15 protein-coding genes and 1 rRNA gene are annotated in these 14576 nt (G+C 40.2%); 5 read left to right on the top strand and 11 right to left on the bottom strand.

The window, feature by feature from the left end; genetic code table 11:
• Window positions 1-29 precede the first annotated feature (29 nt).
• The 5 genes from BN1875_RS00530 to BN1875_RS00550 form a co-directional block, all read right to left on the bottom strand.
• A 16S ribosomal RNA gene (locus tag BN1875_RS00530) occupies window positions 30-1589 on the bottom strand.
• 535 nt (window positions 1590-2124) lie between these two features.
• Window positions 2125-2310 carry a hypothetical protein gene (locus BN1875_RS00535; RefSeq protein ID WP_048602927.1) on the bottom strand — a complete coding sequence of 62 codons (186 nt, stop codon included), beginning with the start codon at window positions 2308-2310 and terminating at the stop codon, window positions 2125-2127.
• Between the two features lie 57 nt (window positions 2311-2367).
• The gene (locus tag BN1875_RS00540; RefSeq protein ID WP_048602928.1) at window positions 2368-3246 is read right to left on the bottom strand and encodes a hypothetical protein; all 879 of its coding nucleotides are present in this window, start codon (window positions 3244-3246) and stop codon (window positions 2368-2370) included.
• Window positions 3247-3406: 160 nt separating this feature from the next.
• Complete coding sequence (locus tag BN1875_RS00545; RefSeq protein ID WP_048602929.1) at window positions 3407-3916, bottom strand: GNAT family N-acetyltransferase; 510 nt, start codon at window positions 3914-3916, stop codon at window positions 3407-3409.
• Between the two features lie 31 nt (window positions 3917-3947).
• Window positions 3948-4892, bottom strand: coding sequence for a dihydroorotate oxidase (locus BN1875_RS00550; RefSeq protein WP_048602930.1), 945 nt, complete (start codon window positions 4890-4892; stop codon window positions 3948-3950).
• Window positions 4893-5105: 213 nt separating this feature from the next.
• Here BN1875_RS00550 and BN1875_RS00555 point away from each other — a divergent pair, with 213 nt between their 5' ends.
• Window positions 5106-5645: a sigma-70 family RNA polymerase sigma factor gene (locus BN1875_RS00555; RefSeq protein WP_048602931.1), complete on the top strand. Its 540-nt coding sequence runs from the start codon at window positions 5106-5108 to the stop codon at window positions 5643-5645.
• On the top strand, window positions 5635-6441 hold the full coding sequence (locus tag BN1875_RS00560; protein ID WP_048602932.1) for a hypothetical protein: 807 nt from the start codon (window positions 5635-5637) through the stop codon (window positions 6439-6441). The genes BN1875_RS00555 and BN1875_RS00560 overlap by 11 nt, the downstream gene beginning before the upstream one ends.
• Before the next feature lie 211 nt (window positions 6442-6652).
• On the opposite strand, the gene BN1875_RS00565 is transcribed toward BN1875_RS00560, so the two are convergent.
• The 6 genes from BN1875_RS00565 to BN1875_RS00590 all read right to left on the bottom strand — a co-directional run bounded on the left by BN1875_RS00565 (window position 6653) and on the right by BN1875_RS00590 (window position 11962).
• Entirely contained in the window at window positions 6653-6988 is a 336-nt protein-coding gene (locus tag BN1875_RS00565; protein WP_048602933.1) for a metal-sulfur cluster assembly factor, read from the bottom strand.
• Between the two features lie 87 nt (window positions 6989-7075).
• Window positions 7076-7972, bottom strand: a complete 897-nt coding sequence (locus BN1875_RS00570) for a YitT family protein (protein ID WP_390622574.1) — start codon at window positions 7970-7972, stop codon at window positions 7076-7078.
• A gap of 171 nt (window positions 7973-8143) precedes the next feature.
• Window positions 8144-8326, bottom strand: a complete 183-nt coding sequence (locus BN1875_RS00575) for a hypothetical protein (protein WP_048602935.1) — start codon at window positions 8324-8326, stop codon at window positions 8144-8146.
• Between the two features lie 70 nt (window positions 8327-8396).
• Window positions 8397-10739 carry an ATP-dependent DNA helicase gene (locus BN1875_RS00580; RefSeq protein ID WP_048602936.1) on the bottom strand — a complete coding sequence of 781 codons (2343 nt, stop codon included), beginning with the start codon at window positions 10737-10739 and terminating at the stop codon, window positions 8397-8399.
• A 102-nt stretch (window positions 10740-10841) separates the two neighbouring features.
• A complete protein-coding gene (locus BN1875_RS13585; RefSeq protein ID WP_048602937.1) occupies window positions 10842-11213 on the bottom strand; it encodes a phage holin family protein in 372 nt (123 codons plus the stop codon).
• Window positions 11214-11425: 212 nt separating this feature from the next.
• Complete coding sequence (locus BN1875_RS00590) at window positions 11426-11962, bottom strand: hypothetical protein (protein ID WP_048602938.1); 537 nt, start codon at window positions 11960-11962, stop codon at window positions 11426-11428.
• A gap of 206 nt (window positions 11963-12168) precedes the next feature.
• On the opposite strand from BN1875_RS00590, the gene BN1875_RS00595 reads away from it, so the two are divergent.
• From BN1875_RS00595 to BN1875_RS00605, 3 genes are all read left to right on the top strand, one after another.
• Entirely contained in the window at window positions 12169-12792 is a 624-nt protein-coding gene (locus tag BN1875_RS00595; protein ID WP_048602939.1) for an MBL fold metallo-hydrolase, read from the top strand.
• A 71-nt stretch (window positions 12793-12863) separates the two neighbouring features.
• Entirely contained in the window at window positions 12864-13568 is a 705-nt protein-coding gene (locus tag BN1875_RS00600; protein WP_048602940.1) for a histidine phosphatase family protein, read from the top strand.
• A gap of 118 nt (window positions 13569-13686) precedes the next feature.
• The gene (locus BN1875_RS00605) at window positions 13687-14520 is read left to right on the top strand and encodes an undecaprenyl-diphosphate phosphatase (protein ID WP_048602941.1); all 834 of its coding nucleotides are present in this window, start codon (window positions 13687-13689) and stop codon (window positions 14518-14520) included.
• The last annotated feature ends 56 nt before the right edge of the window (window positions 14521-14576 follow it).

Consider the following 14576-nt stretch of genomic DNA (forward strand, 5'->3'; position numbering starts at 1 on the left):
TGTGTAAGTCTTCCGAATATTTTCCTTAGAAAGGAGGTGATCCAGCCGCACCTTCCGATACGGCTACCTTGTTACGACTTCACCCCAATCATCTATCCCACCTTAGGCGGCTGGCTCCAAAAAGGTTACCTCACCGACTTCGGGTGTTACAAACTCTCGTGGTGTGACGGGCGGTGTGTACAAGGCCCGGGAACGTATTCACCGCGGCGTGCTGATCCGCGATTACTAGCGATTCCGGCTTCATGTAGGCGAGTTGCAGCCTACAATCCGAACTGAGAGAAGCTTTAAGAGATTAGCTTAGCCTCGCGACTTCGCAACTCGTTGTACTTCCCATTGTAGCACGTGTGTAGCCCAGGTCATAAGGGGCATGATGATTTGACGTCATCCCCACCTTCCTCCGGTTTGTCACCGGCAGTCTCGCTAGAGTGCCCAACTAAATGATGGCAACTAACAATAAGGGTTGCGCTCGTTGCGGGACTTAACCCAACATCTCACGACACGAGCTGACGACAACCATGCACCACCTGTCACTTTGTCCCCGAAGGGAAAGCTCTATCTCTAGAGTGGTCAAAGGATGTCAAGACCTGGTAAGGTTCTTCGCGTTGCTTCGAATTAAACCACATGCTCCACCGCTTGTGCGGGCCCCCGTCAATTCCTTTGAGTTTCAACCTTGCGGTCGTACTCCCCAGGCGGAGTGCTTAATGCGTTAGCTGCAGCACTGAAGGGCGGAAACCCTCCAACACTTAGCACTCATCGTTTACGGCGTGGACTACCAGGGTATCTAATCCTGTTTGCTCCCCACGCTTTCGAGCCTCAGCGTCAGTTACAGACCAGAGAGCCGCCTTCGCCACTGGTGTTCCTCCATATATCTACGCATTTCACCGCTACACATGGAATTCCACTCTCCTCTTCTGCACTCAAGTCTCCCAGTTTCCAATGACCCTCCCCGGTTAAGCCGGGGGCTTTCACATCAGACTTAAGAAACCGCCTGCGCTCGCTTTACGCCCAATAAATCCGGACAACGCTTGCCACCTACGTATTACCGCGGCTGCTGGCACGTAGTTAGCCGTGGCTTTCTGGTTAGATACCGTCAAGGGATGAACATTCTCTTCTCATCCTTGTTCTTCTCTAACAACAGAGTTTTACGATCCGAAAACCTTCTTCACTCACGCGGCGTTGCTCGGTCAGACTTTCGTCCATTGCCGAAGATTCCCTACTGCTGCCTCCCGTAGGAGTCTGGGCCGTGTCTCAGTCCCAGTGTGGCCGATCACCCTCTCAGGTCGGCTATGCATCGTGGCCTTGGTGAGCCGTTACCTCACCAACTAGCTAATGCACCGCGGGTCCATCCATCAGTGACGCAAAAGCGCCTTTCAACGAAAGACCATGTGATCCTTCGTATTATGCAGTATTAGCACCTGTTTCCAAGTGTTATCCTCCGCTGATGGGCAGGTTACCCACGTGTTACTCACCCGTTCGCCACTCTTTTTCTTTCGGTGAGATAAATCTCGGTGAAAGAAAAAGCGTTCGACTTGCATGTATTAGGCACGCCGCCAGCGTTCGTCCTGAGCCAGGATCAAACTCTCATAATAAAGTTTAAACACGATCTTGCGATCGTTAAGCTCATTTGTTTTGCTAGCTTATTGCTTGCATGTTTCTGTTGCTTCTACTAAAAGAAGCACCTTACACATTTTGGTTCGTTTGCTTGCTTTGTTCAGTTTTCAAAGGTCTACTGCGTTGTTTCAGCAAATTTTAAATCATATCAGATTGACAAGTGATTGTCAACTAAAAGCTTGAAGTTTTTTTCGTTTGAACAAAGTGTTTAAAACGAATTTTCTTCAGCTGCTTAACAGCGACTTGATTAGTTTATCAAACGAGTTGTTATTTGTCAACAACTTTTTAAAAGAAAATTTCACGCTGTATCACGGTTTGTTTTCTTTCGTCGTTTGACGACTTTGTTATAGTAACATCTGTTTCTTGTTTCGTCAACTCTCTTTTTCAACTTTTTTCTGAAAAGTATTCATTTTCGAATATAACGGAACAACGTGCTTTACTATAGCACCTTTTTAGATATGCGTCAATAAAAAAAGCACAACTAAAAATATTAGTTATGCTCCGTGTTGCCTTTTACTTTTTGTCACGGGTCAAAAAGCGTATTAGATTTTCTTCATCTCGGTAAATAATTGTTTCTTCATTCAGATACTGAAATTTAAGTTCTTTTAATTCAGATTCCAATATCATTTTTTCATAACCGTTGAAAATAGCGTGGATATAATTTTTATATGCTTGTTTTTTCTTCAAACGTTTGTTCATAATACACCGTCCTTCACAAAGCCATCTTATCAAGACTTTATAGAAGAAACAAGAGTTTTATTCAGAATCCGTTAAACTGTCTGTTACTAAGCGATCTTCTAAAGAAACAGTTTCACCGGTTGAACTTTCTTGAACTGGACCTTGATTAGGTGTTGTTTCTGGTTGTTTCTCTGGCGTTGTTTCTTTCGGTTTCGTTTCCGCAGGTTTTGCCGGCTGCGTGGTAACTGGTTTTTGCGGTTTCTCTGGTTCTGGTTTTGGAGTCGGCTTAGCTTGTTCTGCTTTTTTAAGCTGAGCAATCGCTTGTTGCAAGGCCGTCAATGCTTGAGCCACCTCTGCTTCTGTCGCATTTTCATTTTCTGCAACAGTTTTTGCCTGCGTCAGCGCTGTTTGAAAGACTGCAAAAGTTACCGCAGTATAAGTTGCCGCTTGATAGCTCCCGCTTGCTTGAATTAATTGGTTCAATGCCGTTTTATCCGATTTCAAAATCAATCCGGCAAAAGAAGCTTGAAGCTGTTCCACAACTTGTGTGACTTCCGCTGTTGTTGCTTGCGGATTAGCTAAAAGTGCTTGTGCAGAAGCCTGCGCTGCTAACAGTTGTGGTTTAGCAGCAGCAAAAGATGTCGGTGTATAACTGCTTTCATTTGCGATGATTTGATTGACCTGTGTCAATAATTGACTCACCTGCGTTGTATCCACGACTTCTGGTTGACTGGGCTCTACCGGAGCTACAGGAGCAGGGGGCTCTGCGACAGATTCTTCTGTTGCATCTGGCTGTACCTCAGGTTCCTGAACTTCTTCAATTTGCTCACTTGTTTCTTCTGTTGCCACGCTCTCGGCCACACCAGCATACGCTGGCATACCATGAGTGAAGGTGATAACCACAACACTAAAAAGCGCTAACGCTTTTCTTAACCTTAATGTATTCCTTTTTTTCATAAAATCCCCCTCTTACCATCACTTGTTACTTCATTTTAACACAAGCTCTCATCATTCTCTAAGCGATATCCTTTCCAATTTTAAAAAAAGGGCAAAATTTCTCTCCTTTATTTCTGCAATTAGGTCATCGCTATCATTAAATACGGACTTTGCGCTAAAATTATTTTATCCATTGATAGGCTTTTCGTTCACCGTCAGGAATAGGAAATTTTACGATGCCTCGATAGGAGAATCCTGCCTTCTCAATCGTTCTTTGCATTCCAATATTTCCATTGTGGGTATCGATTCGAATATCCTTTACACCTAGAGCAATGGCTTGATTGACCAATAATTCCAAAAATGCTTTTCCATAACCTTTACCAACCGTATGAGAAGCGATCGCAAAACGATGAATCGATAAATAATTGTCCGACCCTTCCCAACTTCCATTTTGAATGGCAGCATACACGGGATCAATGCCGCTAACCAATGCTGCTGTACCAACAACAGCTTCGTCATTAATCAAAACATAACTTTCTTCTCGTTGAATATCTGTTTCAATTTGTTCTTTCTGGGGACTAAATCCATTTTGCCATTGAGGAAGTCCCTGCTTCTTCAAAGAAAGAACACCATCAGCAACAATCGACAGAATCGACGATAAATCTGCTTGCTGAGCTTTTCTTATTTCCATTGTCACACTTCCATTTTTAAAAAGAGATAATTTATTTTTCCTTCTTGTTCAACGATTTCAATTTTCCGCAGAAATCGTCAATCGAATTATACCCTTTTCTCGTCATAATTTCAGCTAATTCGGTCGTTAATCGTTCAAAAATTTCTGGGCCTTCTTTATGAAGCTCCGTCCCAATCTGAAGCATCGTTGCTCCGCAAAGCAAATGCTCGAATGCATCCTGCCCAGTGCGGATTCCACCAGTCCCGATTATTTTTATTTCAGGATTCAGTCGAGTATAGAATGCACGAACATTCGCTAAAGCTGTCGGTTTGACATATTCACCACCGATTCCGCCAAAACCATCCTTTGGTTTTATTACAACAGCTTCTTCCTCCGTATCAATATATAACCCATTGCCGATACTGTTGATTGAATTAACATAGGTAAGGGGAAATTGATTTAAAATACCTGCCATTTCATCAAAGTGAGCCAAATCGAAATACGGTGGCAGTTTTACGCCCAGTGGTTTTGTGAAAAATTGAAAAACTTCGGATAAAATTCGTTTGGTCAACGGAAAATCGTAGGCAACTTGTGGTTTTCCCGGAACGTTTGGACAAGAAAGATTAAGTTCTGTCACCCCGGAAAATTCACTTTCCTGAATCATTTTCAGCATGTCGATATTCTCCTCAACACTCATACCCGCTACAGAAAAGAAAAGTGGGGTTGAGGATTTTTTCTGATACTCCATCGCAAAATCCAGATAATAGGCAATTCCTTTGTTTGGTAGCCCCATTGAGTTGATACTTCCAAGTGGCACATCAAAATAACGCGGTTCTGGGTTTCCTTGTCGTGGTGCTAAAGTAGCACTTTTTGTGATAAAAGCGCCCGCCTTTGACTCAGCCAGTTCGGTCAAATCAGCGACTGTCAGACAATGAACACCAGATGCGTTCATAAAGGGATTTTCAAATGTATGTTCTAAAAAAGTTGTTTTCAGCATATACCTACTCCTTCGTTTTTTTATAGAATACTTTTTTTGAAGAGAAAAATCAACAATATACCGAACATTACGCGGACATACTCATTATTTTGTTAACCATTTCCAAACTTCTTCTTTATTTTAGGTACGGTATATTTTTTTCCAAAAGAATTTTCTTTTTTGATAGAAAATAGGAAGCGATTACGTATAATAGACGAAAGGAGGCGAGGGGGTTTGAATGAGGAAGCAATCATTCTTTTATTGAAGGCACAAAATTTCACAGGATTGGAATTGTTGATTGAGAATTATGGTGTATGCATATTGCGGACAGTACACAGCATTTTAAGTCATGGAATCGAACCAAATTATTGGTCAGATGTGGAAAATGAGATTTTTTATGATATTTGGCGAAAAATAGCTCAGTTTGATGAATCTAAGAGCAGTTTTACAACTTGGATCCTTTTGATCGCCCGCAGCCGCAGTCTCGATAAAAAAAGACAGCTTCAAAAAGAAAAACAGCAAACTGATTGGGAGGCATGTTCCGAATCCTTGATTGACTCTCCTCTAGCTCGTGAACATTTTCTTCTGCTTATTGATACTTTAAAGGAAATCGATCAGAGAATTTTTCTTCTCTATTATTTTTACCAGCTTTCGCCGCAAGAAATCGCTGACTCAGTCGGCTTGGAAAAAAGCGCTATTTACAATCATCTGTCTCGCGGGAAAACTCAGCTTAAGAAAACATTGCAAGAAAGGATGAGTCATCATGGGCTTTAAAGACGTCATTTATCAAGAAAACAATCGTTACCACCATTCTTCATTTGAGATGGATAAAAATCAATTATTTGAACGGAGTAAATATTATATCCTTCTTCAAGAGCTTCTGGCAGATATCCAAGTTGAATTGGCTTCTAGTGAGGAAATTTGCGGCTTTCTCCCCATGACAGTAGCAGAAAATACCGCCGCAACCAATCAAGGAATTGGCGGCATGGGCTATGCACGAACTAAAAAAGCCAAACAATATGTCAAAAATTTCAGTGACACACGAGGCAATCGCTTGTTTATTTTTACGAATCAGCGAATAATCTATTTGATAATTCTTGATTATTTAGAGGATAAAAATTATTTTAGCTATCCTTACAAAGAGATCCATTCGATTTATCTTGAACCCCATCCATTATCTTATCGTGATCCTAAGGGAATGAAAAAAAAGGAAATTGTCTGGTATTACGTTGATTTTCAAGCAGGAAATCATATTTTTAGTGAAATTTTTACAGAGACGGACGCAGAATTTTTTCGAAAAAATTGGCAAGAGATTGAAGCTTTTCACAAAATACCTCAGGCCAAACGCATTTATCGTCAACGTCCATTTGATCGTATTATGAGTAATCTCCAATTCAGTGGAAGACTCCTTTATTTTCTTAATTTCTTACTCATTCTGCTCGCAATTCTGCTGGTTTTTGGCGTTTTGTTGGGAATCGGTCCAATGAGGGGAATGTATTACAAAGACCTTATTTCGGGTCAAGCCTCTCCACTTATGGAAATGATTTTTTTCCAAATCATCCAACCGTAACTTTGAGAGGCAAAGAGGCTCATTAGTGAATTCACAAACCTAATTTTCGGTCAAACTCTATGTGGTTTGGTTCACTGTGGTTGCCTTTTTGTCTCTTTTTTTGGAATAATTTTTAAGCAAAAAAATCTCCTATCCTTCACTATACAAATAGTAAAAAATAAGAGATTCAATCTTTTCAATTATGTCCGTGCAGCATTTCTTGTAGCAATGCCTAGCGAATTCCTAACGCAATCCGTGCATAGCGACTCATTTTATCGGTCGTCCATGCTGGATACCAAACCAATTTCACTTCAACATTTTTCACTTCTGTTACTTCTGCCAATGCTTGATGGATTTGATCAGTTAAGATGTCCGCTAGAGGACAGCCCATCGTAGTCAGTGTCATTTTCACGACAGCATTGCCAGTTTCTCCATCAAATTCGATTTCATATATCAAGCCAAGATTCACGATGTCGATGCCAAGTTCTGGGTCGATAACTGTTTCTAACGCAGTCAGCACGCGATCTTTGATTTCTTCTACTTCTTGTTCAGAGTATTGTTGACTCATTTGCACAAGCCTCCTTTAACCATTTCTTTCCAAATAATACCTTGTTTTTCCCCTTTTGTAAATATCCTCTGTTTCTATCTAAAAAGGTCAGCGCCCTTTCTTTTGAATCTTCATTTCCGGAAATTTTCCGGTTGCTTTAAAAGTTCGTTGATCGTCTTCGCTGGCAAATCGTCCAATAATGGATTGTGTAGGCAAGATATTGACAAAGGCATTTTCATCGGCTTCAATGACTGCTTGTTCTAAATCATAAAGTTCATAGCGGGTAATCACCATCATGATCGTCTTGCCTTCCACACCGGAATAACCTCCAACAGAAGGCATCAACGTCATCCCCCGAAAAACACGAGCAGCAATATTTTTCCCAACTTCATCGGGTTTGGTAGTAATAATCATTGCGGTGACTTTCTGATGGCTTGTGTGGATCATATCCACCACGTGACTCATACAATAAATCGAGATAATTGTATACAATGCACTTTCCCAGCTAAAAATAAAACCCGCCACCATCACGATGATTCCATTGAGAATAAACATATACTTTCCAACCGTTTTACCCGTTGTTTTCGATAAAATCAATGATAAAATATCCATGCCACCGGTAGTAAATCCCATTTTTAAGGAAAACCCGGCACCCACGCCCAACAAGACGCCGCCGACCAATGAATTCATTAGGATGTTATTGGTGACTTCACCCTGAGGCATAATCATCGTTATCAATGAAACGCCAACAACATTAACAAAACTCCAAAATGTCGATGCTTTCCCCAACTTCATAAAACCTAAAATAAAAATTGGAATATTTAAAATCAAAATAAACAGACCAGTACTCAAATGAATCTCGAAATAACGCCAGCCAAGAAACACGATAATTTGTGCCACTCCGTTCATTCCAGCAGAAAGTACCTTTGCCGGAATCAGAAAATAATTTAATGAAATAGCTGCGGTGATTCCTGAAATCAGCACAACCCCTATTTTTTTAAACATCTCTGTTTGTTCATGTCTAACGCCAATTTTTCCCACAATCAGTTCTCCTTGCTTCAATTTTCATCTTCTTTAGAATAGCAGTTTCCATCTGAAAATTAAACTGATTTTTCCATGAGAAAATAAAAGCACTCGGCAAGCAACTCTTCATCACTGATTATTTGATACTTGGCATCAACTTTTCTGTTCCATTGGGAAAATATCCGTCAATTTGACGACACCGTTTTTTCCGCCTTCGATTAGTTCCACCGTGGCACAATTAGTCATCACATTCATAATCCGGATTTTTTGCAAAGTTTCACATCCAACTACTTTCGCAAGATAAATTTGATCTTTTTTTAGTCCGCTGCCATCCATAAAAAAACACCCTTCGCCTTAAATTTATCCAAGGGTATCCTATAGTTTAAATTAAGTAAAGCAACACGCCTTATTTTATGGTTTTCCAGAAATTAGCCAGTTCATCTGCCAGTTGTTGGGGACGATAGGCAACAGCAGGATGCCAATGCAATGGAAATAATTGACGATAACGCGGAGAATGAAAGCGCTGGTCCAAAAGCAGGACCACACCATAATCTGTTTCATCTCGAATCACCCGCCCGGCCGCCTGTAATACTTTGTTCATCCCAGGTAATTGATAGGCATACTCAAATCCTCGATGATTTTGTTCGTCAAAATAATCACGAATCAACTCTTGTTCATGATTGATTTGAGGCAGCCCTACACCAACGATCGCAGTGCCAATCAAACGAGTTCCCTTCAAATCGATTCCTTCCGAAAAAATTCCTCCCAATACACAAAATGCCAATACCGGATTTTGCGGATTCTCTTCAAATTTTGCTAAAAACTGTTCCCGTTCGCCTTCATTCATTTTAGAGTCTTGAATTAAGGTAGTGACTTCTGGATACAATTCTTTGAACAGTGCAGCCGTATCATCCAAATAACGATAAGATGGAAAGAAAACCATATAATTGCCTTTTTTTGCTTGAATCATTGTATTTAGTGCGGCGACGATTTCTGGCAGACTTTCTTGTCGTCTTTGATACGTGGTTTGAATATAGTTGGTGATGATGATTTTTTGTTGTTTTTCTTTAAAGGGACTTGGCAGCTTATAGCGCAGAGCTTCCTTTTCTCCTCCCAGTACTTCTTGGTAATAAGAAAGCGGACTGAAGCTGGCAGAAAACAAGAGACTGGCTTTTCCTTTATTCAGCATCTCAGTTAAGAATGGCGCAGGTGCCATACAAAAAAGCTTGATTCGTATATCAACTCGTGAACGTTCAACGGTGGTTTCATAATGATCATCATAAAATTCACTGATTTTTAAGAAATGCAGCACATCAAAATAGAAGCTAAGTACTTGCTCTTGAGCCCGGTCATCCGGATTTGCAGCCAGCCATTCTTTCATCTTCTCTTGCAAACGAAACAGCTGTTTGATCAATTGATCCGCCGGCGCTTGTTGGTGATGGTACTCCCAGCCGTCTTCTTTGCCGATTTCATCAATTTTTTCAAATTCCTTATTCACCTTATTTAAACTTCTACGCAATTTTTGGTGGGTTTTTCCCAACTGCTCCCAAAGTACTTTTGCCTTTGCGTAGGAAATTTCTGCCGAGTACATTTCTCGTGAACGATTGACCAGATTATGTGCTTCATCTACTAGAAAGAAATAGTTTTCGTCATTTTCTTCAAAGAAACGGCGCAAATAAACCGTTGGATCAAACAAATAATTGTAATCTCCAATGATGACATCACACCACAGACTGGCATCAAGAGAAAATTCAAAAGGACAAAGCATGTGCTTGCGGGCATAAGTTTCGATCACTTCTCTGGTAATCAAATTTTCATGATGCAAAAGATCCCACAACCCTTCATTGATTCGGTTGTAATAGCCTTTGGCATAGGGACAGTTTTCCGGTGTGCAATTACGGTCCTCAAGAAAACAAATTTTGTCTTTCGCCGTAATCGTGATTACTTTTGCCTGTCCGCCGACATCTGTCAAAGCTTTCATAGCATCTTCTGCCACTTGCCGAGTGATTGTTTTCGCAGTTAAATAAAAAATCCGATCTGCTTCATCTTCTCCCATTGCCTTGAGCGCCGGAAAAAGGGTGGAAATTGTTTTTCCTGTACCTGTCGGTGCCTCTGCAAACAATTTTTGCTTGGCTTTTAATGTCTTATAAGCTGCCACAGCCAGTTCTCGTTGTCCTTTTCGATAGGTTTCATGGGGAAATTTCAACGCCATCAAAGAGGTATTACGGACTCTCCGCCAGTCTTCTTGAAACAGCAGCCATTTATGGTATTCATGGATCAAGTCCAAGTAAAAAGTTTCTAATTCAGAAAATAAAAAATGCCGGTTCTTTCGCGTGATCAGCTCTTCTGTTGTCTGAAAATATGTTAATTGAACATCAATTTCCAGTAAGGTATTTTCTTTTGCATAAATATAAGCATAAACCATCGCCTGATAGAAAAACAATTCGATCTGGTCTTCCGTCAAATCTTCAAAGGCAACCTCGGAAGTTTTAATTTCATCAATCGTCCAGAAATCTCCCATAAAAATACCGTCTGCCCGACCTTCAACAATCAACAGGTCCTCACCCAGCTGGCTTTCGATTTTCAGCGTAACTTCTTTTTGATACGCCTCGCCTGCTGCGCTTTGCAGTCGTCGGTGGATTTTTGCGCCTTCTAAAGCAGTGTGGTTGCTCACTCGCCGGCTATCAATATCTCCTCTGCGCAAAATAAATTCAACGATTTTGCGGACCGATATTTTTCCTCGATGCATTTGTTTTGCACCTCCTCTTTCCAGCAGTCCCTTTATTATAGAAGAAAATAAGCAAAGGTCAAAGACAAAAAAACTCCTGAAATTTTTCAGGAGCGTAACAAATTATTTCTGCCGATATTTTTTCAGCAATTCTAAAAATGCCGAAAAAGGCAGACTGTTGATGCCAATTTTTTGATAATTTTCCAAAATAGATTGAATTTCCAGCAAAAGATAGCCCACATAGAAGACGTAAAGCATCGCAATGCCAGTCTTAATGGGCAGCAACAACGCCACTGGCAAAAAGAAAACCAGTAAAACCATGCTGGCAAGCTTACGCAAAATTCCATTGATCCCAACTTTAGACGAAAGGCACTGCTGCTTTTTTGCAACATACACACCGCTGAAAAAATCCAGCGTCATTGCCACCGCCAGTAAACCTAAGACATAAAGAATCTTTTGTTGCTGCAATTCCAAAAATAATTCTTCCCAGTTCATTCTATTTTCCTCCCTTCACTTCTATAACGAAAAAAAGAGGAAAAATGTAAAAAGAAATCCCTGAAAAATTTTCAGGGATACAGGATAAGAATTTAGATTTTTGGGATGTCTATAATATAACGAGAAATTATTAAAAGGGCATGAAATAATCACGACTGACTTGTAAGAATTCAGCAAAAAAAGATTTCATTTATCTGACAATTTCGATTATTCTAACGGTCGTACTTCACTTCATACTCAACATTGTTGCCGTCAACAACGATCTTTGTACTGCCGGAGACAAAATAGAAAGACTTTTGAAATTCTTCTCCATGTAAAATCAGTTCTCGACCTTCTAGTGAAACAGTGATTTCCGGTACCACCCGTTCATAAACTTGAAATAAATCAGTTGAAAGCTCTTGTTCAGTAAAGGTGGACGCAAAATCTTCTTTTATAATCGTCAATTTTTCGTGATACAAATCTGATAGCTTCTCCGAAGTAATGGATGGATCATCATCAGGAATATATTGTTTGACGATTGTCAATGTGTCGTTATGAATATCATATACCCCTTGGCTTTGGGGGAAATCATTGTTGTTTGTTTGTAGGATAAGCAGCTCTTTGCTTTGTAATTTTATTTCCGGTTCCAGCGCAGGTTCATTTTCCAAAACACTCTCTTTTGTCGAAAAGGATTCTTTTTTCGATGCACAGGAAACTAAAAGAAATGACGCAATGATGAGTAGGTTGATTGTTATGATTCCTTTTTTCATATAAACTCCCCCAATATACGTTACCCTAAGTATAGCAGAGCGGTTTTTAAACCTTCGTTAAATAAATGTTTTTTTAGTTGTTTCTTTTGAATCTACCATTTTTCCATCATAGTCTCCTTAGTCTTTCTTTTTTAGAGGCAGAAAAATTTCTTTCTTTGTTGGATACGTTTCTTTGCGCTATACTTATAGAAAAGAGGAGGCGTCTTATGGAAATCTTACGACTAGTGACTGGTCCCATTCAAGAAAACTGCTATCTTATTTACAACAAAGAAAATCTACTGATTGTGGACCCCGGTGCAGAACCGGAGAAAATAATTCTACAAATCGAAAAACTACAACGAAAACCTGTGGCAATTTTATTGACCCATACCCATTATGATCATATCGGTGCCGTTGATCCATTAAGAGATTATTATCAAATTCCTGTTTATGTGAGTCCGTTAGAACAGGATTGGTTGCAAGATCCGCAAATGAATTTGTCAGGATTAGGACGGCACGATGACATTGCCGATGTCCTCGTTAGACCAGCAGAGTATTTATTTGAATTAAAAGACTATACGCTTGGAGATATGCGCTTTTCTGTTGTGGCAACTCCCGGCCATTCGATTGGCAGTGTCAGCTTTATTTTTGATGACTTTGTGGTTTCAGGGGATGCTCTTTTCCGGGGCAGTATCGGACGAACGGATCTTGCAACGGGGAATTTAGACCAATTGCTGACAAGTATCAAAACACAACTATTTACCTTGCCGAAACAATTTCCAGTTTATCCTGGGCATGGAGATGCTACTACGATTGAGCGTGAAATCACTACAAATCCCTTTTTTAATTAGAACAAGGTAGTTACGCTTTTTCAGCAAAAACTAGCATCTGTAAAAATTTTAAGGTACAAGGAGGAAAAAACATGGCAAAAACGGAACTTTATATTATCCGACATGGTAAAACAATGTTCAACAGCGTCCAGCGGGTTCAAGGCTGGTGTGATACACCGCTAACTAAAAGTGGACGAGAAGGAATTCATTATCTGGCTTTAGGTTTACGAGAAACCGAATTTGTGGATGCCGTTTCCAGCGACAGCGGTCGAGCGATTGAAACGATGCGCATCATCTTAGGGGAACACATCAATGGACCAAAAATTCCTTATTCCATTGACAATCGAATTCGTGAATGGTGTTTTGGTTCATTGGAAGGCGGTTATGATGCAGAAATGTGGGGAGTGATTCCTCGCGTATTGGATTTCAAAGGGGATAACGAAACCTTTATGACTCATACTACTTTTAAAGAAATCGCCAATGCTGTGTATGAAGCAGACACGGCAAATTGGGCAGAAACCTACGAGCAGTTGCAAGCGCGAGTGTATTCCGGCTTTGAAGACATTGCCCATCGCGTCGAAAAGCAAGGCGGCGGAAAAGTAGCTGTTGTCTCCCACGGGCTGACGATTGCTTTCTTATTAAATCTAATTGATGCTTCCCAACCAGTCCGTGCCAACCTGTTAAACGGCAGCGTCAGTCGTCTGGTGTATGAGAATGGAAAATTTACGATTGCAGAAATTGGCAGCATTGATTACATTGAAAAAGGAAAACAACTTTCTCATGATCTTTTAGCTTAATACTAAATGGCAGCTTTCTCTCAGAGACAGCTGTCTTTTTTTGCTAAAAAAACGATTGGTTTTCCAGTATAGAAAAGGTATACTAAAGACTGAATTCATAATGGAAAGGAATGAAAAAATGTTTTTTACAAATTTTATAAAAGCTATCCTTTTAGGAATTATTGAAGGAATCACCGAATGGTTGCCGATCAGCAGTACCGGTCATTTGATTTTAGCCGATCAATTTATTAAATTAAATGAAACTGCCGAGTTTATGTCGATGTTCAATGTCGTAATTCAATTAGGTGCCATTTTAGCGGTAGTTTATCTTTATTTTCATAAGCTTAACCCTTTTTCTCCGACCAAAAATAGTTTAGAAAAGAAAAACACTTGGATTTTATGGTCAAAGGTTCTGGTTGCCTGCGTACCGGCAGCAATTATTGGAATCCCAGCAGATGATTGGTTGGATGCTCACTTTCATAAATTTTTACCCGTAGCTATTATGTTGATTGTTTATGGGATTGCCTTCATTGTTGTTGAACGACGGAACAAGAATGTAACACCAAAATGTACAGATTTGAACCAGTTCACTTATAAAGCCGCCGCAGTTGTCGGTTTTTTCCAAGTTTTATCCTTGATTCCTGGTACCTCTCGCTCAGGAGCAACGATTTTAGGCGCCATCTTGATTGGTGCTTCCCGCTTTGTTGCTACGGAATTTTCCTTCTTTTTGGGAATTCCGGTTATGTTTGGTGCAAGCGCCTTGAAGATTTTTAAATTTATCAAAGATGGCAATGTGTTTGAGTTCCAAGGGGTAGTTATTCTTCTCACAGGAACAATCGTTTCCTTTATTGTTTCTGTTCTTGCCATCAAATTCTTACTGAGCTACATCAAGAGAAATGATTTTACTGTATTTGGGTGGTATCGAATTATCTTAGGTGTGATTCTGATTGGTTATTGGTTGATTGCTATGTAAAAAAAAAAACGGACCCTGTGTCCGTTTTTTTTATGTACAAGATAAGTGATAACTAC

It is taken from the genome of Enterococcus massiliensis (assembly GCF_001050095.1).
GTDB lineage: Bacteria > Bacillota > Bacilli > Lactobacillales > Enterococcaceae > Enterococcus_C > Enterococcus_C songbeiensis.